This window comes from Micromonospora sp. WMMD998, from assembly GCF_029581235.1.
GTDB lineage: Bacteria > Actinomycetota > Actinomycetes > Mycobacteriales > Micromonosporaceae > Micromonospora.
Genome location: NZ_CP120740.1, coordinates 127,980 through 145,346, shown reverse-complemented (window position 1 = coordinate 145,346; position 17,367 = coordinate 127,980). Strand labels below are relative to the sequence as shown.

At 73.7% G+C, this 17,367-nt stretch carries 18 protein-coding genes and 2 pseudogenes; 16 read left to right on the top strand and 4 right to left on the bottom strand.

Going from position 1 to position 17,367, the window contains the following annotated elements; translation table 11 throughout:
- Positions 1–287: 287 nt before the first annotated feature.
- A pseudogene (locus O7619_RS00685) lies at positions 288–838 on the top strand (hypothetical protein).
- A 48-nt stretch (positions 839–886) separates the two neighbouring features.
- On the opposite strand, the gene O7619_RS00680 reads toward O7619_RS00685, so the two are convergent.
- A complete protein-coding gene (locus tag O7619_RS00680; protein WP_282285020.1) occupies positions 887–1,540 on the bottom strand; it encodes an NAD(P)-binding domain-containing protein in 654 nt (217 codons plus the stop codon).
- A 126-nt stretch (positions 1,541–1,666) separates the two neighbouring features.
- Between O7619_RS00680 and O7619_RS00675 the strand changes: the two genes are divergently transcribed.
- Entirely contained in the window at positions 1,667–2,245 is a 579-nt protein-coding gene (locus O7619_RS00675; protein WP_282285019.1) for a TetR/AcrR family transcriptional regulator, read from the top strand.
- A gap of 45 nt (positions 2,246–2,290) precedes the next feature.
- Here O7619_RS00675 and O7619_RS00670 read toward each other — a convergent pair whose 3' ends face one another.
- Positions 2,291–3,097: a hypothetical protein gene (locus O7619_RS00670; RefSeq protein ID WP_282285017.1), complete on the bottom strand. Its 807-nt coding sequence runs from the start codon at positions 3,095–3,097 to the stop codon at positions 2,291–2,293.
- A 72-nt stretch (positions 3,098–3,169) separates the two neighbouring features.
- On the opposite strand from O7619_RS00670, the gene O7619_RS00665 reads away from it, so the two are divergent.
- Positions 3,170–4,114: a Ppx/GppA phosphatase family protein gene (locus tag O7619_RS00665; protein ID WP_282285015.1), complete on the top strand. Its 945-nt coding sequence runs from the start codon at positions 3,170–3,172 to the stop codon at positions 4,112–4,114.
- Positions 4,115–4,190: 76 nt separating this feature from the next.
- Positions 4,191–4,997, top strand: coding sequence for a sugar phosphate isomerase/epimerase (locus tag O7619_RS00660; protein WP_282285013.1), 807 nt, complete (start codon positions 4,191–4,193; stop codon positions 4,995–4,997).
- A gap of 35 nt (positions 4,998–5,032) precedes the next feature.
- Here O7619_RS00660 and O7619_RS00655 read toward each other — a convergent pair whose 3' ends face one another.
- Positions 5,033–5,599: a CGNR zinc finger domain-containing protein gene (locus O7619_RS00655; protein WP_282285011.1), complete on the bottom strand. Its 567-nt coding sequence runs from the start codon at positions 5,597–5,599 to the stop codon at positions 5,033–5,035.
- A gap of 105 nt (positions 5,600–5,704) precedes the next feature.
- Here O7619_RS00655 and O7619_RS00650 point away from each other — a divergent pair, with 105 nt between their 5' ends.
- The gene (locus O7619_RS00650) at positions 5,705–6,625 is read left to right on the top strand and encodes a proline dehydrogenase family protein (RefSeq protein WP_282285009.1); all 921 of its coding nucleotides are present in this window, start codon (positions 5,705–5,707) and stop codon (positions 6,623–6,625) included.
- 1 nt (position 6,626) lies between these two features.
- Here O7619_RS00650 and O7619_RS00645 read toward each other — a convergent pair.
- Positions 6,627–6,808, bottom strand: a pseudogene (locus tag O7619_RS00645) (VOC family protein); the annotation flags it as partial.
- Positions 6,809–6,858: 50 nt separating this feature from the next.
- Between O7619_RS00645 and O7619_RS00640 the strand changes: the two are divergent.
- The 11 genes from O7619_RS00640 to O7619_RS00590 all read left to right on the top strand — a co-directional run bounded on the left by O7619_RS00640 (position 6,859) and on the right by O7619_RS00590 (position 17,362).
- Positions 6,859–7,653 carry an alpha/beta hydrolase gene (locus tag O7619_RS00640; protein WP_282285008.1) on the top strand — a complete coding sequence of 265 codons (795 nt, stop codon included), beginning with the start codon at positions 6,859–6,861 and terminating at the stop codon, positions 7,651–7,653.
- Between the two features lie 16 nt (positions 7,654–7,669).
- Positions 7,670–8,215, top strand: coding sequence for a TetR/AcrR family transcriptional regulator (locus O7619_RS00635; RefSeq protein WP_282285006.1), 546 nt, complete (start codon positions 7,670–7,672; stop codon positions 8,213–8,215).
- Positions 8,216–8,259: 44 nt separating this feature from the next.
- Positions 8,260–8,580 (top strand): YrdB family protein, encoded by a 321-nt coding sequence (locus tag O7619_RS00630; protein ID WP_282285005.1) that lies wholly within the window; start codon positions 8,260–8,262, stop codon positions 8,578–8,580.
- A 1,037-nt stretch (positions 8,581–9,617) separates the two neighbouring features.
- Positions 9,618–11,003, top strand: a complete 1,386-nt coding sequence (locus O7619_RS00625) for a hypothetical protein (protein ID WP_282285004.1) — start codon at positions 9,618–9,620, stop codon at positions 11,001–11,003.
- Between the two features lie 24 nt (positions 11,004–11,027).
- Positions 11,028–12,425 (top strand): efflux RND transporter periplasmic adaptor subunit, encoded by a 1,398-nt coding sequence (locus tag O7619_RS00620; protein ID WP_282285002.1) that lies wholly within the window; start codon positions 11,028–11,030, stop codon positions 12,423–12,425.
- Complete coding sequence (locus O7619_RS00615; protein ID WP_282285001.1) at positions 12,422–13,276, top strand: ABC transporter ATP-binding protein; 855 nt, start codon at positions 12,422–12,424, stop codon at positions 13,274–13,276. The genes O7619_RS00620 and O7619_RS00615 overlap by 4 nt, the downstream gene beginning before the upstream one ends.
- The gene (locus O7619_RS00610) at positions 13,273–14,457 is read left to right on the top strand and encodes an ABC transporter permease (RefSeq protein WP_282284999.1); all 1,185 of its coding nucleotides are present in this window, start codon (positions 13,273–13,275) and stop codon (positions 14,455–14,457) included. The genes O7619_RS00615 and O7619_RS00610 overlap by 4 nt, the downstream gene beginning before the upstream one ends.
- A 192-nt stretch (positions 14,458–14,649) precedes the next feature.
- Positions 14,650–14,859 (top strand): helix-turn-helix domain-containing protein, encoded by a 210-nt coding sequence (locus O7619_RS00605; RefSeq protein ID WP_013288759.1) that lies wholly within the window; start codon positions 14,650–14,652, stop codon positions 14,857–14,859.
- 219 nt (positions 14,860–15,078) lie between these two features.
- Positions 15,079–15,180 (top strand): AURKAIP1/COX24 domain-containing protein, encoded by a 102-nt coding sequence (locus O7619_RS00600; protein ID WP_007465623.1) that lies wholly within the window; start codon positions 15,079–15,081, stop codon positions 15,178–15,180.
- A 119-nt stretch (positions 15,181–15,299) separates the two neighbouring features.
- The gene (locus O7619_RS00595; protein ID WP_282284997.1) at positions 15,300–16,373 is read left to right on the top strand and encodes an NAD-dependent epimerase/dehydratase family protein; all 1,074 of its coding nucleotides are present in this window, start codon (positions 15,300–15,302) and stop codon (positions 16,371–16,373) included.
- 131 nt (positions 16,374–16,504) lie between these two features.
- Entirely contained in the window at positions 16,505–17,362 is an 858-nt protein-coding gene (locus O7619_RS00590; RefSeq protein WP_282288997.1) for a lysophospholipid acyltransferase family protein, read from the top strand.
- The last annotated feature ends 5 nt before the right edge of the window (positions 17,363–17,367 follow it).

The window sequence follows — 17,367 nt, the reverse complement described above, 5'->3', positions numbered from 1 at the left end:
TGGTGGGTGGCACTCCGTCGGTGGAATCGTCGCGGGGGTGGGGGCGTTGTAACCCGGTGAACGACCGAGGAAGGCCAGCGCCGACATGCGGCGCGGCCCGACCTGCCCCCTGGGAATGGCGGTGGGCAGCCGGTCGTTACACAGTCACTCCGGCCCATCCGCGTTGAGGCCCCGCCCCGCGAAGCCGCCGGACCCCCCCCGTAAAGCTTTGAGCGCCTGACGGTGCTTGCACACGCGCCCGACCCCCCGTGTGGTGTGTGTGTCGACCCCCGGAATGGAGCCCCCTGATGAACACGATCCTGCGTAAGGGCGTCCTGGGTATCGCTGGTCTGGCGTTCACCGGTGGTGTGTTCGCCGGTCCGATCGCCGCTCACGCCGACACCGCCCACGCCGCCACGGCGGGTAAGCCGGTCGCCGTGCAGGCCGAAGGTAAGCAGTCGAGCATCACGCTCAACGGTGAGCAGACGGCTAACGTCAAGGCGATCGTCGCCGCGACGAAGAAGGCCGGCCTGCCCGAGCGGGCCGCGGTCATCTCCATCGCGACGAGCTTGCAGGAGTCGAAGCTGGAGAACCTGGGTCACCTGGGTGACTCCAACGACCACGACTCCCTGGGTCTGTTCCAGCAGCGTCCCTCCTCCGGCTGGGGTAGCCCGGAGCAGATCACCGACCCCGAATACTCCACCCTGGCGTTCCTCAAGGGGTTGAAGCAGGTCGACGGCTGGCAGGACATGCCGCTGACGAAGGCCGCGCAGACCGTGCAGGTGTCCGCGTACCCCGACGCCTACGCGCAGTGGAGAACCAGGCCACCGACCTCGTCGCCAAGTACTGGAACAGCTGACGAAACAACGCTGAAGGCCGGCACCCCGAACCACGGAGGTGCCGGCCTTCAGCGTACGACCTTGACGTTGAACAGCGGCGTGCCCAGTCGGCCGTAGAGGCGCAGCCAGATCGGCATCAGCATCTCGGTGCCACGCGCCGTGGTGATGTCGCCCAGGTCGATCACGTCGGTGTGACCGAAGCTGATGAGCAGCTCGGCGACCGTCTTCTTGGCCTCGGCGTCGTCGCCGGACACGAAGACGCTGTGGTCCCCGCCGCCGAGTTGCCGAGGGTGTGTCATCAGGTCGGCGGTGAGCGTGTTGAGCGCCTTCACCACCCGGGTACGGGGAAACGTCCGCTGGATCAGTTCGCCGAGTGAGTCGTCGTTGAGCACCGACAGGGTGGGCGGAAAGCCCCGGCTGCCGTCGAGCGGATTGGCGATGTCGAGCAGAACCTTGCCGGCCAGGTTCTCCGCGCCCGCCGCGTGGAGCGTGGGGAGGGAGCCGTCGCCGCTTGTCGCGTTCACCACCAGGTCGGCGCCGACGGTGGCGTCGGCGTGGACGGCGAGGGCGACTCCGGGGTGGCCGGCGGCCCAGTCGCCCCAGTCCCCGTCCCGGGTGGCGGCGACGTCACGGGTGCCGACGACGACTTCGTGGCCCAGTTCGGTCGCGCGAGCGGCGATCGCCCGCCCGACCATGCCGGTGCCCAGCACTGCGATACGCATGTGGAATCCGTCCTCCGGTATTGCGCGACGCCGATGCGTGCGCTCGGTGCGACCGAGACTAACAGACAGGTCTGTCTACTTAGAAGGGGTGAACAGATAGGCTTCGACCGACACCGAGGAGGACCCATGGCCCGCACTCCCGCCGGCGCCGCCCGGGAGCGCATCCTGGCGACCGCGTTCCGGCTGTTCTACACGTACGGGCCGCGTGGCGTCGGGGTGGACACGGTGATCGCCGAGTCCGGCGTCGCGAAGGCCACGCTCTACAAGCACTTCCCGAGCAAGGACGACCTCGTCCTGGCGTACCTGGAAAAGGTCGACCGGGCCTGGTCCGGCGCGTTGCGGGAGGCGGCCCGGGCGGCCGGCGACGATCCCCGGGCCCAGCTCGTCGGGATGTTCGACGCGCTCACCGGGGCCTGCCGTCGGGAGGGTTACCACGGCTGCGCGTTCATCAACACCGCGGCCGAGTCGCCCGCCGGGGGTCCGGTGCACGCCCGTACGGTCGAGCACAAGAACGCGGTGCGGGCCTGGGTGACCGACCTGGCCCGGCAGGCCGGGGCGGCCGAGCCGGAGCTGCTGGCCCGGCAGCTCACCCTGGTGCTCGACGGCGGTCTTGCCGGCGGTGTGCTCGACGCCGACCCGGCGGTCGCCGAGGCGGCCCGGCGTAGTGCCCAGGCACTCGTCGACGCGGCGCTCCCGACGTGTTAAGCGGGGCCCCTTCCTCTACCGGAGGCGTTAAAAGGGGGCCCCTCCTTACTCGCTGGCGGGGTGGGGGGCGATCTGGCCCTGGCGGTGGCGGGCGGCGCAGAGTTCGGCCAGCTTCGCGTACGCGGGCGCACCGATCAGCGCGGTCAGCTCCGGGCCGTAGGAGACGTACATCGGCTCGGTGCCGACGTGCGCGTCGGTGGAGGAGGTGCACCACCAGTCCAGGTCGTGGCCGCCGGCGCCCCAGCCGCGCCGGTCGAACTCGGCCAGCGTGGAGATCAGCACCTTGGTGTTGTCCGGTCGCTTGTGCCACTCCTGGTCGCGGCGGACCGGCAGTTGCCAGCAGACGTCCGGCTTGTATTCCAGCGGGTGCACGCCGTCGCGCAGCGCCTGGGCGTGCAGGGCGCAGCCGCCCCCGGCGGGGAAGTCGGCGTCGTTGAGGAACACGCACGGCGCGTCCACGGCCCGGGTGGCGGTGCGCCGGGCCGGCGTCTTGCCGTCGATCGTGTCGTTCTCGGTCCAGTTCTTGAAGCCGCGGCGGAAGTGCTGCCAGGTTTCCGGCGTGAGCCGCTTGACCGCCGCCCGGACCCGCTTCTCGTCGTCGGAGTCGGTGAAGAACGCGCCGTGCGAGCAGCACCCGTCGGCCGCCCGCCCGGCCACGATGCCGTGGCAGCCCCGGCCGAAGATGCACGTCCAGCGGGAGAGCAGCCAGGTCAGGTCGGCCCGGACGACGTGCTTCGGGTCGGCCGGGTCGGCGAACTCGATCCACTCCCGCGGAAAGTCCAGCCCGACCTCGCGGCTACGCGGGTCGTCCGGGTCGTCCACCAGCACGTGAAGCTCGATCTGCCCTGTCACCCGACCAGCGTACGCGCGGTCACCTCGACCGGCTGGCGAGCCGACGAAACGTGTTGGCCCTAGGGTGCTCCCATGCGACTGGGTGTCCTCGACGTCGGTTCCAACACGGTGCACCTGCTGGTGGTCGACGCCCACCACGGCGCACACCCCTGGCCGGCCCACTCGGAGAAGGTGGTGCTGCGGCTGGCCGAGCAGATCGGCCCGGACGGCGCGTTGACCGACGCCGGCGCGGACGGGTTGGTCAAGGCCGTCGGCATGGCGCGGGCGGCGGCCGACGGGTTGGGCGCCGAGGACCTGTTGGCGTTCGCCACGAGCGCGGTCCGCGACGCCACGAACGCCGGCGAGGTGCTGGCCCGGGTCCGCGACGAGACCGGCGTACGCCTGGGGGTGCTCTCCGGCGCGGACGAGGCGCGGATGACGTTCCTCGCGGTGCGGCGGTGGTTCGGTTGGTCCGCGGGGCGGTTGCTGGCGCTCGACATCGGCGGTGGCTCGCTGGAGCTGGCCGCCGGCATCGACGAGCATCCGGACGTCGCGGTCTCGCTGCCGCTCGGCGCGGGCCGGCTCAGCCGGGAGCGGCTGGCGATCGACCCGGCCGGGCTGACGCCGCCGCCGGCCCAGGCCGTGGAGGACCTCCGGGAGTACGTGGACGCGCAGCTCGACCCCGTGGTGAAGCAGTTGACCGAGGTGGGCTGGGAGCGTCCGGTGGCCACCTCCAAGACGTTCCGCTCGCTGGCCCGGTTGGCCGGCGCCGCGCCGTCCGGCGCCGGTCTCTGGGCGCGGCGCAGCCTGACCCGCACCGGGTTGCGGCAGGTGCTCGGGTTCGTCCGGCACATCCCGCCGGCTCACCTGCCCGAGCTGGAGGGCGTCAGCGCGCAGCGGGCGCACCAGCTCCTGGCCGGCGCGGTGGTGGCCGAGGCGGTGATGCGCCGGCTCGACGTCGACAGCGTGGACATCTGCCCGTGGGCGTTGCGCGAGGGGGTCATCCTGCGCCGGCTGGATCAGCTTGCACCGATGTGATCCGAGCGGTCGCTCTGGGTGATTTTGCGGCTGCTCGTCCCGATGCCTCCTGGCGGGTGCGGCTACCCTGAGGGGTGTGACTTCCCGCGTCCCGGTGCTCCTGTCCACGTCCTCGGTCTTTCCCGAACGGACCGCGGCGGCGTTCCAGCTCGCCTCCGCGCTCGGCTACGACGGCGTCGAGGTGATGGTCTGGACCGACCCGGTGAGCCAGGACGCGGGCGCGCTGCGTGGCCTGTCCGAGCACTACGACATTCCGGTGCTGTCGGTGCACGCGCCCTGTCTGCTGGTCACCCAGCGGGTGTGGAGCCCCGACCCGTGGGAGCGGCTGCGCCGGGCGGCTGAGCTGGCCGAGACGCTGGAGTCGCCGACCGTGGTGGTGCATCCGCCGTTCACCTGGCAGCGCGACTACGCGCGCACCTTCACCGACGGCCTCGACGCGATCGCCGGGCAGTTCGGTGGGCTCCGCTTCGCGGTGGAGAACATGTTCCCGGTGCGGATGGCGGGTCGGCAGTTCGTCCCGTACGTCCCGGGCTGGGACCCGACCGACGCCGGTTACGCCTCCTACACGCTCGACCTGTCGCACTGCGCGGCCTCGCACACGGACGCGCTGGCGATGGCCGACCGGATGGGCGGCCGGCTCGCGCACGTGCACCTGGGCGACGGCACCGGCGAGGGGCGGGACGAGCACCTGGTGCCGGGCCGGGGCGGTCAGCCCTGCGCGGAGCTGCTCCGCTCGCTGGCCGGGCGGGGCTTCACCGGCTCGGTGGCGGTGGAGGTGACCACCCGGGGCGCGAAGAGCCGCGCGGTCCGGGAGGCGGACCTGCGCGAGTCGCTGGAGTTCGCCCGGGCCAACCTGACCGCGCCCTCACCCGTCGACGCCTGACCGGGGGGCCAGCGGACCTGGTGACCGGCGGCGGTTTAGCTGACCGGGGCGAGCGGCTGGGCCGGCACCGCCTGCTCGCCGACCGCGGCACGCTTGCGGGCGCGGTGCGCGGCCACGTGCGAGCGGGTGGCGCAGCGCTCCGAGCAGAACCGCCGGCAGCAGTTGGACGAGGTGTCCAGGTAGACGTTGCCGCAGCGCTCGTCCGCGCAGACGCCGAACCGGGCGCTGCCGTACTCGCAGAGCCAGACCGACAGCCCCCAGACCGCCCCGGCCAGGTATTCCGAGGAGACCGAGGCGCCCCGGCTGGTCACGTGCATGTGCCAGTCCGAGGAGTCGTGGCCGGAGATGCGGGGCTGCACCGGGAACGCCTCCAGCAGCGTGTTCAGCTCCGTCACGGCGTCGGCGTCCCGGCCCGACGTGCCGTACTCGAAGACGTCCCGCAGGCGCTTCTGCGCCCGCCGGAAGACGGCGAGGTCCCGCTCCGCGACCTCGTCGCGCATCCAGGCGTTCTCGTCCGGAAAGAGGGCCCGCAGGCCGTCGAGGTCGTCCAGCCGGGCGTTGACGAGCTCGACCCCGGTCCGGGCGTACGCGTCGAAGTTCACGACACCAACGGTAGACGACTCGGCGCGCACATGGCGCGATGCGTTTGGCGGGGCCGCCTCACACGTGCCCGGCGCGGGTGCGGGGGTGGGCGTTAGGCTCGGCCCATGCTCCGTTCCGTCATCCTCGCCGCCTCCCGGTCATCCCAGGTGGAGCGGCTCGTCGCGACGGCCCCGTTCACCCGGGACGTCGTCCGCCGGTTCGTCGCCGGCGCCGGCACCGACGACGCGCTGCGCGCGACCCGCGCGCTCGTCGCCGACGGTCAAGCGGTCACCCTCGACTACCTGGGCGAGGACACCACCACCGGTGAGCAGGCGAACGCCACCCGGGACGAATACGTGAAACTGCTGCGCCTGCTCGGTGCCGCCGGGCTCACCCCGGCCGCCGAGGTCAGCGTGAAGCTCTCCGCGCTCGGTCAGATGTTCGACGAGCAGCTCGCGTACGAGAACGTGCGGGCGATCTGCGCGGCGGCCGACGCGGTGGGCACCACTGTCACGCTGGACATGGAGGATCACACCACCACCGACTCGACGCTCGACGTCCTGACCAAGCTGCGCAAGGACCACCCGTCGACAGGCGCGGTGCTCCAGGCGTACCTGCGGCGGACCGAGTCGGACTGCCGCGAGCTGGCCTCCGCCGGGTCCCGGGTGCGGCTGTGCAAGGGGGCCTACCGGGAGCCGGAGTCGGTGGCCTACCAGTCCGCCCGCGAGGTGGACAAGTCGTATGTGCGCTGCATGAACGTGCTGATGGCAGGTGACGGTTACCCGATGCTCGCCACCCACGACCCGCGCCTGATCGCGATCGGCGAGGACCGGGCGCGCTGGTTCGACCGCGGCCCGGGCCGGTTCGAGTTCCAGATGCTCTACGGCATCCGCCCGGACGAGCAGAAGCGTCTGGTCGGCGAGGGCTACACGGTGCGCACCTACGTTCCCTACGGTGACCAGTGGTACGGCTACCTGATGCGCCGGCTTGCCGAGCGCCCGGCCAATCTGGCGTTCTTCGGCCGCGCGGTGATGTCGACGACGTGAGTCAGCCGTTCGACCAGGTCCGGGTGCACAGCACGAGGCGGTAGCCGTCCGGGTCGGCGAACGTGATCCCCCACCTGTCCCAGTACGGGCCGGCGGTGACCCTGGTCCCGCCGGCCCCTTCCCGTCCAGGTAGAGCGCGAGCAGGTCCTCCTCGGTGGGGCGCGGGTCGACGGTCAGCGCCGCGTCGAGGTCAACACTTGACGGTGAAAGCTAATGCGGTTAGCTTTTTAGCTATGACGGTTAGCCAGGTGTCGCGGGACGGTGGGACGATCGCCTACGAGGTGCACGGCGCAGGGCCGCTCGTGGTGCTGTCGCACGGCATGGGGGAGAACCGGGCGGCCTTCCGGCACCTGGTGCCGTTGCTGGTGGCGGCCGGCTACCGGGTCGCCTCCGTCGACGTACGCGGCCACGGCGACTCCAGCCCGCGCTGGCCCACGTACGCCCCGGCGGCGGTCGGCGGCGACCTGCTGGCCGTGGCGCAGGCGCTGGGCGGCGGGCCGGCCACGCTCGTCGGCAGCTCCTCCAGCGGTGCGGCCGTGGTCTTCGCCGCCGCCGAGGATCCGGCGCTGGTCAGCGGCATCGTGCAGGTCAGCCCGTTCGTCGGCAGGCCGGAGCCGAAACCGCTGATGCGGGCCGCCCAGGCCGCCGTGCTACGCAGCCCGCGGCTGTTCGGGCTGTTCCACCGCACGCTCTTCCCATGCGGGCGGCCGGCCGACGACGCCGCGTACCGCAAGGAGATGGTCGCCAAGCTGCGCGGCCGGATGGCCGCGGTGCGCGGCGTGGTCGCGCCGGTGGAGCCGCACTGGACCGCACGGGCACGCGAGGTACGGCAGCCGGTGCTGATCCTGATGGGTACGAAGGACCCGGACTTCCCCGACCCGGGCGCCGAGGCGCGGGCCGCCCGCCGGCAGTTCGCCGTCGCCGAAGCGCGCATGATCACCGACTCCGGCCACTATCCGCACGCCGACCAGCCCGACGCCACCGCCGCCGACCTGGTCGGGTTCCTGCGAGTGACCGCGCGTGCCTAGGGCCGGTCTGACTCCGGTGACGGTGGTCCGGGAAGCGGCCGTGCTCGCCGACGAGGTCGGACACGACCGGCTGACCCTGGCCGCGCTGGCCGGCCGGCTCGGCGTCGCGCTGCCCAGCCTCTACAAACACGTGCGGGGTGTGGACGCCCTGCGTCAGAAGCTCGCCGTGCTGGCCGCCACCGAGATGGCCGACGTGCTGACCGGTGCCGCCGCGGGCCGGGCCGGAGGCGACGCGTTGCGCGCCGTCGCCTCCGCCTACCGGGCGTACGCGCACCGGCACCCCGGCCGTTACCCGGCCTCCCAACGGGCGCCCGACCCGACCGACCCGGAGCACCTGGCCGCCGCCGAGCGCGCGGTCGGCGCGATCTTCGCGATCCTGCACGGGTACGGCATCGACGGCGACGCGGCCGTCGACGCGACCCGGATGTTCCGGTCCACCGTGCACGGCTTCGTCACCCTGGAGGCGGCCGGCGGGTTCGGGCTGCCCCGCGACGTCGACCGCTCCTTCGAGCAGATGATCGACGGACTCGACGTCGCATACCGTGGCTGGCGGTCCCGTTGAACGCCGGGCCGTCGTCTCCCGGGGGTGCGACGAGGGGCGCGCTGATGGCGCTCATCTTCCTGCTGGAGTTGGCGCTGCTGGCCGCCGCCGGGTTCTGGGGCTCCACGCTCGACGCCGGCTGGCCGGTCCGGCTGCTCGCCGGCCTGGGCGCGCCGCTGGCACTCGCCGTGACCTGGGGAGTGTTCTGCTCGCCCCGGGCCGCCGTGCCGCTGCCCGGCCCGGTCAAGCTCGGTGTCCAGGCCGCCTGCTTCCTCACCGGCGGCCTGCTGCTCGCCCTTGCCGGCCACCCCGTCCCCGGCGCGGTGCTGGTGCTCCTCTGGGCCGTGGACAAGGCCCTCCTGACCCACGCCGGAGCCCCCGTCTGACGCGCCCCCGCCGCCCCGCTCCCGCCGGCTGCTTCGCGAGCGTTGGCGGCAGATCTTGGTACGAATCCGTCCCCGGAGGGGCGCCCCCGTACCAAGATCTCAGATCCACCTTGCACCTCTCGATGCCCGCAGTGCTCGGGAGGCTCGGTAGGCCGGACGCCAGTTCGGTGACGTGGCGGTATCCGACCACCGACGATGCCACCACTCCACCGAACTGGTGTCGATCACTGGCCAAACGATCGCCGCCCGCCCCTCCGCGCACGAGACCCGACCGGAGAGCAGACCACCGTGCGGCCGGTTGCCGCTTCCACGCCTGCGCGGCGTCCGGAAGAGACCAGGTGACTTGATACGAATCCCTCCCTGAAGGGGCGCGCCGTACCAACGTCTCACCGTCGTCGGCAGATCTTGGAAGCGGAGGGCCCCTCTGAGGGCCGTTCCCTTCCAAGATCTGCCGGCAGGGCCTGGGGCAGGGACTACTCGCCGGGCACTTTCCCGGAACGCCCGATTGGTCGTACCCTTCGCCCGTGACCGACGGCGACGAGCAGCCTCCCGACCGGGCAGCCGACGACGACGGATCGCGCCCCGACCGGGTGGCTGACGGCGACGGTTCGCGCCCCGACCGGGCGACCGACGACCGATCGCGCCCCGACCGAGCGGCTGACGGTGAGGAACCGGGCCTCGGCTCGGGTCCGGGCGACGCTCGGCACCCGGGTGCGGACGCTCCGGTGGAAGATGTCGCGGCGACCACCGGTCCGACCAGCCGCTCTGCTCCCACACCCGCGGACAGCACCGCACGTCCGACTGAGGGCGCTTGCGTCCCGATGCCGGCGGCCGAGTCCGTCTCCGCGCCGGAAGGTGGTTCCGCCCTACGGTCGGTCGGCGAATCGGCTGTGGACGCGGCGCCGGTGCCGGCCGGACCCGAGCCGGCCGCAACCAGACCTGTCACACCGGAGCCCGTCACACCGGAGCCCGTCGCGCCCGAGCCGGTCGCATCCGAACCGGAGCCGTCCGCGCCGACCCCACCGACCGTTCCGACCGTGCCGACCCCACCGACCGCGCCAACCCCGCCGTCCGCGTCCGAGCCGGACACGGTCGTGTTCGCCGTGCCACCTTCGACGTCGACTCCGCCCGCCTGGGTGCCACAGGCAGTCGTACCTGCCGCGCCCGCGCCGACCCCGGCGGCGGGTAAGCGGCGGCGGTGGCCGCTGTGGACCGTGCTCGGGCTGGTGCTCGGGCTGGTCGCGGGCGCGGTGCCCGGCGTACTCCTGCGGGAGCCGGACGCGGCCGGGCGGCCGGCGGCGGGCGCGGCCGAACCGGGGACGGCGGCGCAGCGGCAGCTCGCCGAGCGGATGGTCGGGCAGCTCGACCGGCAGGCCGGGGCGCTGCTCGGCGGTGACCGGGCCGGCTTCCTGGCGGTGGCGGAGCCGGCCGCCCGGCCGGCGCTGGGCCGGCGGTACGCGGCGTTGCGCGCGCTGCGGGTCACGGTGTGGCGTCCGGCGGCGGACGGGGTGCCGGTGGCGGTCGACGGGCGGCCCGGGGAGTGGCGGCTCGCGGTGACGGTGGGCTACTGCTTCGTGCAGCCCGGCTGCGCGCCGAGCACGGCGGGGCTGGGCACCCGGTGGCGGCTGGTGGGCGAGCAGCCGCGGCTGCTCGCGGTGGAGCCGTCCCGGACGGACCCGGCGGGCGTGCGCCCCTGGGAGGTGAGCGACCTGGCCGTCGCGGTCGGGAAGCGGGCGCTGGTGGCCACCACGCCGGCCCAGCGGGCGAAGCTGCCCAAGCTGCTCGGCCAGGCCGAGGCCGCCGCCCGGACCGCCGACCGGTACGCGGTCGGTCCGCCACCGGACCGCTACCTGGTCTACTACGCCGGCAAGGCCGAGTGGCAGCGGTGGTACGGCGGTGGCCGGCCGAAGTGGACCGCCGGTTACGCGATCGGTGTCGGGGGTGGACGGCACGACGTGGTGCTCAACGCGCAGAGCCTTTCCCCGGCCGGCGTCGACGACCTGCTCCGGCACGAACTGACCCACGCCGCCTCGCTGCCCGAGCAGGGCTACGCGGACCACGCGGACTGGTGGCTGGTGGAGGGGCTGGCGGAGTACGCCGGCGCCGACGGGCAGCCGGTCGACCGCTACGAGGGGCTGGCCGAGGTGCGCAAGCTGATCCGCGGCGGGTGGTCCGGCCGGCTCGACGCGGTGGCCCCGGACGACGACGCGACCGACGACCGGGTCGGCGGCGCGTACGGCATCGGCTACCTGGCCGTCCGCCACCTGGTCGACAGGTACGGCGAGCCGCGGGTGCTGGACTTCTTCCGGGCGGTGGTGCACAAGCGCCGCTCCCCGGCGCAGGCCGCCGACGAGGTCTTCGGCGACCCGTGGCCGGAGTTGCACGACGACTGCGTCGCGTACGCCCGGGCGGTCGCCGGCTGAGCACCGCCGCCGACGGGTCGTAGCATGGGCCGGGTGGCCCGCACCCTCTCGCCGCGGCTGCCCGCGGCCCGCCGCCCCCGTCTCGTCACCGCACTCCTCGCCGTCGTCGCGCTGACCGGCACCACGGCCGCCAGTTGCGGCGACGACGACCCGGCGGTCACCGTCGCCCCGGTGGGCCGCGCGCCGGTCACCGAGGTCATCGACGCGCCCGCCACGGTGACCGCGCGGGCCGCCGCGACGCTCACCGCCCCCGCCGACGGCACTCTCGCCGCCCTGCGCGTCCAACCCGGCCAGCGGGTCACCAAGGGGCAGGTGCTCGCCGTGGTCGACTCGCCGGCCGCGCGGGACCGCCTGGCCCAGGCGCGCGACGCGCTACGCGCGGCGAAGCGCGCCGGCCGGGGTGTCGGCGCCGGCGACCTGAGCGGCAACCGGCGCGGCACCGACCGGGCCGCCGACGAGGCGTTCGCCGCCGCCCGCGCCGCCGCCGGCAAGGTCGGCGACCCGCGGGTACGCGCCGCGTTGCTGCTCCAGGTCGAGTCGGCGCAGCGGCAGTACGTCTCGGCCGCCCGCGCCGCCGACCGCGCGGTCGCCGCCGTGCAGCGCGGCGTGGCGGGCCTGAACAGCGCCGTCGGCGCGTTGTCGGCCGCGCAACGGCTTCAGGCCCAGCAGGCGTACGACCTGGCGAAGGCGACCGTCGACGCGCTGACGCTGCGGGCCCCGATCGCCGGTGTGGTGCAGCCGGGTGGCACCCGGGCGGCGACGCCGACCGACCTGGCCGGGCTGTTCGGCGCGGCCGGCGGCGCGTCGGTGCCCGGCCTCGACCCGTCGGCGTTGGGCGGGGCCGGGTCGGGCGGCCCGCCGGCCGGCGTCGACGACGCGGTGCCGGCCGGTGGCCGGGTCACCGCCGGCACGCCTGTGCTCACCGTGGTGGACACCGGTCGGCTGGGTCTGCTCGCCGAGGTGGACGAGACCGACGTGCTGCTGGTCCGCGCCGGGGTGCCCGCCTCGGTCGAGCTGGACGCGGTGACCGGCGCGACGTACGACGCGACCGTGCGTTCGGTGGACGTGCTCCCCACCAGCTCGGCCCGGGGCGGGGTCACCTACCGGGTCCGGCTCGACCTGGGCGCGGGCCGGCTCGGCGAGGCGGAGGCCGCACCGGTGCCCCGCCCCGGCATGAACGCGGTGGTGCGGCTGCGGGTGCGGGAGGCGGCCGACGCGGTGGCGGTGCCGGCCTCGGCGGTCTTCTCCGCGGACGGGCGGGACGCGGTCTGGGTGCTGCGGGACGGCCGGGCGGACCGGGTCCCGGTGACCGTCGGCGTGCAGGGGCAGGACCTGGTGCAGATCGTGGACGGGGTGCGGGCCGGCGACCGGGTGGTGGTGCGCGGCGCCGACCAGGTCCGCGACGGCCAGGAACTGCCGTGACCGTCGCCGCGATCGAGGCGGTCGACGTGTCGCGCACGTACGAGTTGGACGGGGTGTCGGTGTCCGCGTTGCGCGGCGTGTCGCTCACCATCGACCAGGGCGAGTACGTGGCGGTGATTGGCCCCTCCGGTTCGGGCAAGTCCACGCTCATGCACCTGCTGGGCGGGCTGGACCGGCCCACCGGCGGCAGGCTGGTGATCGGTGGTCGGGACGTGGCGACGCTGACCGCGCCGGAGCTGGCGACGCTGCGCAACGCGACGATCGGTTTCGTCTTCCAGGCGTTCCACCTGCTGGCCCGGACGTCCGCGGTGGACAACGTCGCGCTGCCGCTCGTCTACCGGGGCGTCGGGGCGCGGCAGCGGCGGGAGCGGGCGGCGGCGATGCTCGGGCGGGTCGGGTTGGGGCACCGCCTGCACCACCGTCCCAACCAGCTCTCCGGCGGCGAGCAGCAGCGGGTGGCGATCGCCCGTGCGCTTGTCACCGAGCCGGCGGTGCTGCTTGCCGACGAACCCACCGGCAATCTGGACAGCGCCACCGGCGAGGCGGTGCTTGAGCTGCTGGAGCGGCTGAACGCCGAGTCCGGGGTGGCCCTGGTGATGGTGACCCACGACCAGGAGGTGGCGGCCCGCGCGCGTCGCCGGATCGCCGTCCGGGACGGGCTGATCAGGTCGGACACCGGTCATGATCGACCGGCGTCGGACGATGCCGGGGGACCTGCGACACTTGGTCGCGCTCCCAGCGTGGAGCCCCGGTCCGCGTCCGGAAGCGGTCCGGGGCACCCGTCCGGTGGCCCCGGTGGCGCCGCCGGGGCCACCGGACGCCTTCCCTGCGACGTCGAGGACGCCGGATGAGGCTGGCCGAGGCCTGGCGGGTGGCGCTTGACGCGCTGCGGGCCAACCGGATGCGCAGCGCGCTGACCATGCTCGGCGTGATCATCGGGGTCGCCTCGGTGGTGATCCTGGTGGCCATCGGCACCGGCACCAAGCAGCAGGTCGAGCAGCAGGTGGAGGGGCTCGGCTCGAACCTGCTCCTGGTGGTGCCGGGGAAGATCGAGGTGGGCACCGCGCCGGTGGTGTCCCCGCTGGACCTCAGGGACGTCGACGCCGTGTCCCGGGTGGTCGGCGACCCCGGCCGGGTGGCCGTCACGGTGGCCTCCGGCGCGACCGCGCGCGCCGGCAACCGGTCCGACTTCACCACCGTGCAGGGCGTGCTGGAGACCACCCCGTCGGTGTTCACCCGGTCGCTCCAGCGGGGCCGCTACCTGACCGGGGCCGACGTGGACACCAGCCGCCGGGTGGCGGTGCTCGGGGCCTCGGTGGCCCGGGCGCTCTTCCCCGACCGTGACCCGCTCGGCCAGCAGGTGACGCTTGCCGGCGTGCGGTTCCGGGTGATCGGCGTCTTCGCGCCGCTCGGGCAGAGCCTCGGCGTGGACCGGGACGACGAGGTGCACATCCCGGTCACCGCCGCGCAGCGGCTGTGGGGCACCCAGCGGATCGACGGCATCGCGGTGAAGGCGCCCGACCGGGAGCGGATCGACCAGCTCGGCGAGCGGATCGTCGCGGAGCTGTCCCGCCGGCATCCGGACACCGAGTTCAGCGCCGTCACCCAGCAGCAGATCCTCGGCGTCCTCGGCGACATCCTGGGCGTGCTCACCGGCGTGCTGGCCGCCATCGCCGGCATCTCGTTGCTCGTCGGCGGTGTGGGCGTCTCCAACATCATGCTGGTCTCGGTGCGCGAGCGGACCCGCGAGATCGGCCTGCGCAAGGCGGTCGGCGCCCGTCCCCGGGACATCGGCGTGCAGTTCCTGCTGGAGGCGGTGCTGCTCACCTCGATCGGCGGCCTGACCGGAATGGCGCTCGGGGTGGGCACCGCGCTGCTCGTCGACGTGTTCTCGCCGATCCCGGCCGCGATCACCTGGTGGTCGCTGGCGCTCGCCTTCGGCGTCTCGGCGGCGGTGGGCATCGTCTTCGGCGTGGTGCCGGCGCAGCGGGCCGGGCGGCTCGATCCGGTGGTGGCCCTGCGCGCCGAGTAGGTGGATTCGGACGAGCCACCCGTCCGGGCGAAAAAGCCCTGGTGAACGCTCGTCCCACGGTGGTCAAAGGTGGGAAGGGATCGCGCGGGTCACAGCCGTCCCGCTACCGTACTGGTTACACGCGCGTCGCTCGTCGGGGCGGGAACACCTGCCCGGTGGCACGCGCCGGGCACGGGAATGGGTCGGTGAGCCATGGCCGGGTCGCAGTCCGACGCACGGCTGTCGGATGTCAGGTTCCTGACCGTCGCCGAGGTGGCGACGGTCATGCGGGTCTCCAAGATGACGGTCTACCGTCTCGTGCACAGCGGTGAGTTGACCGCGGTGCGGGTCGGCCGTTCGTTCCGGGTGCCCGAGCACGCCGTGCACGAATACCTCCGGGGCGCCTTCCAGGAGTCCGCCTGACGCAGCCGGCGACGCCCGCCGAGTGTGACGAAAAGGGGCAGCGACGGGGGCGCGTTGGTCCGGCCGACGCGCTGCGGCTACCCTGGAGCCCGACCGAGATCGCACCCTGGTGTGCCCTGCCCACCTCGCTGGTCCGGTCCGTTGTCCGCAAGCGGGCACGGCGCCACCGGCGGTGGCGCCTCCCGGTCCGCCCCGCACGTTGCATCGAAAGGCTTTCGTATGGGCTCGGTGGTCAAGAAGCGCCGCAAGCGCATGGCTAAGAAGAAGCACCGCAAGCTGCTGCGCAAGACCCGCGTCCAGCGTCGCCGTCTCGGCAAGTGACCGGCGCCGGGCGTTGACCCGGCACCGGCACCACTTGCCAACTGTCGACCCTCGGAGGCTCAGGTGATCAGGCCGCGGACGTCCCGGCTCGATCCTGCCGGCCGCGTAAGGCGCACGACATGACCCTCGGCGGCACCTCAGGTGCCCCGGGGGTCGTCGTCGTCACCGGGGTCGGTCGCTTCCTCGGCGCGAATGTCGCCGCCCGGCTCGCCGCCGATCCGCGCATCGAGCGGGTCATCGGGGTCGACCCGGCCCCGCCCAACCCCGAGTTGGCCGATCTGCTCTCCGACGTCGAGTTGGTCCGCCTCGACCTCGACTCGCTCGGCGGTCTCCTGACCGACCTCGACGTCGACGCCGTGGCGCACCTGGCGCTCGTCACCGCCCCCGACGGGCAGCACGGCGGCCGGGCGGCGATGAAGGAACAGAACGTCATCGGCACCATGCAACTGCTCGCCGCCTGTCAGCGGGCACCCCGGCTGCGCCGGCTGGTGGTCCGTTCGTCGACCGCCGCGTACGGGGTGTCGTTCCGCGACCCGGCCGTCTTCACCGAGGACACCGAGCCGCGTGAGGTGCCGCGGGGCGGGTTCGGCCGGGACATCCTCGACATCGAGGGATACGTACGCGGGTTCCGCCGCCGCCGGCCGGACGTCACCGCGACCGTGCTGCGCTTCGCGCCGTTCATCGGCTACACGGCCGACACCACGCTCACCCGCTACTTCGCGCAGCCGGTGGTGCCCACCATCTTCGGGCGCGATCCGCGCCTGCAGTTCCTGCACATCGACGACGCGCTGTCGGTGCTGCACCGGTCGGTCGCCGAGGAGCACCCGGGGACGTACAACGTCGCCGGGCCGGGGGTGCTGTCGCTGTCGCAGGCCATCCGCCGGGCCGGCCGGGTGGCCGTGCCGGTGCTGGAGCCGGGCCTGGCCGGGGTGGCCGCGGTCGCCCGCACCCTGGGCTTCGGCCGCTACGGTTTGGATCAGGTCGACCTCTTCGTGCACGGTCGGGTGGTGGACACCACCCGACTGGAGCAGGAGTTCGGCTTCACTCCCCGCTCGACCGCCGCCGCCTTCGACGACTTCATCCGCGCCCACCTCGGCGGGGTGGTGGTGACGCGGGATCAGCTCGCCGCCGCCGAGCACCTGGTGCTGGAGAGCATCCGCCAGGTCCGCTCGACCGTCCGGGAGCGCACGTGAGCGGGCCGCAGGAGCGGCGGGACGCTCGATTCGTCGTACCACCGGTCGGGCCCGGGCCGGACGCGGAGCCGGCGCGGCGCAACGGGCACCGGCCGGCGACCGCGCCGACCGCCCGCCCGCCCGGGCCGGCGGTGACCGACCGGCCGGGGGACCAGTGGGACCGCCGGGTCGCGCGGGGGCTCGCGTTCCTGCGGCGCCGGCTCTCCGGTGACTACGAGGTGGACGAGTTCGGCTTCGACCCCGACCTCACCGACGCGGTCTTCCACCCGCTGGTGCGGCTGCTCTACCGGGACTGGTTCCGCACCGAGGTCGGCGGCCTGGAACACGTGCCGGCCGACGGCGCCGGCCTGGTGGTGGGCAACCACTCCGGCACCGTGGCGCTGGACGCGCTGATCCTCTCCGCCGCGCTGCACGACCGGCACCCGGCGCACCGCTACCTGCGCCTGCTCGGCGCCGACCTGGTCTTCCGCATGCCTGTCGTCTCCGAGCTGGCCCGCAAGACCGGCGGCACGGTCGCCTGCAACCCGGACGCCGAACGGCTGCTCGGCAACGGCGAGCTGGTCGGGGTGTTCCCGGAGGGCTTCAAGGGGATCGGGAAGCTCTACTCCGACCGCTACAAACTCCAGCGGTTCGGCCGCGGCGGTTTCGTCTCCGCCGCGTTGCGCACCGGCACGCCGATCGTGCCGGTGGCGATCGTCGGCGGCGAGGAGATCTATCCGATGCTCGCCGACATCAAGCCGCTCGCCCGGCTGCTCAAGTTGCCATATTTTCCGGTGACGCCGACCTTCCCCTGGCTGGGGCCGCTGGGCATGGTGCCGCTGCCGAGCAAGTGGCTGATCGAGTTCTGCCCGCCGATCCCCACCGCGCACCTGCGTGACTCGGCGGACGACCCGCTCGTCGTGTTCAACCTCGCCGACCAGGTGCGGGAAACCATCCAGCAGACGTTGCACAAGCTGCTCGAATGCCGCCCGGACCCGTTCGGCCCCTGACCGGC

What these genes read in the sequence shown, in the direction of transcription:
- O7619_RS00680 (WP_282285020.1), bottom strand. Translation starts at nt 1,540, where the DNA reads ATGCGTATCGCAGTGCTGGGCACCGGCATGGTCGGGCGGGCGATCGCC.
- O7619_RS00665 (WP_282285015.1), top strand. Translation starts at nt 3,170, where the DNA reads ATGCGACTGGGTGTCCTCGACGTCGGTTCCAACACGGTGCACCTGCTG.
- O7619_RS00640 (WP_282285008.1), top strand. Translation starts at nt 6,859, where the DNA reads ATGACGGTTAGCCAGGTGTCGCGGGACGGTGGGACGATCGCCTACGAG.
- O7619_RS00650 (WP_282285009.1), top strand. Translation starts at nt 5,705, where the DNA reads ATGCTCCGTTCCGTCATCCTCGCCGCCTCCCGGTCATCCCAGGTGGAG.
- O7619_RS00600 (WP_007465623.1), top strand. Translation starts at nt 15,079, where the DNA reads ATGGGCTCGGTGGTCAAGAAGCGCCGCAAGCGCATGGCTAAGAAGAAG.
- O7619_RS00610 (WP_282284999.1), top strand. Translation starts at nt 13,273, where the DNA reads ATGAGGCTGGCCGAGGCCTGGCGGGTGGCGCTTGACGCGCTGCGGGCC.
- O7619_RS00630 (WP_282285005.1), top strand. Translation starts at nt 8,260, where the DNA reads ATGGCGCTCATCTTCCTGCTGGAGTTGGCGCTGCTGGCCGCCGCCGGG.
- O7619_RS00620 (WP_282285002.1), top strand. Translation starts at nt 11,028, where the DNA reads ATGGGCCGGGTGGCCCGCACCCTCTCGCCGCGGCTGCCCGCGGCCCGC.
- O7619_RS00605 (WP_013288759.1), top strand. Translation starts at nt 14,650, where the DNA reads ATGGCCGGGTCGCAGTCCGACGCACGGCTGTCGGATGTCAGGTTCCTG.
- O7619_RS00595 (WP_282284997.1), top strand. Translation starts at nt 15,300, where the DNA reads ATGACCCTCGGCGGCACCTCAGGTGCCCCGGGGGTCGTCGTCGTCACC.
- O7619_RS00675 (WP_282285019.1), top strand. Translation starts at nt 1,667, where the DNA reads ATGGCCCGCACTCCCGCCGGCGCCGCCCGGGAGCGCATCCTGGCGACC.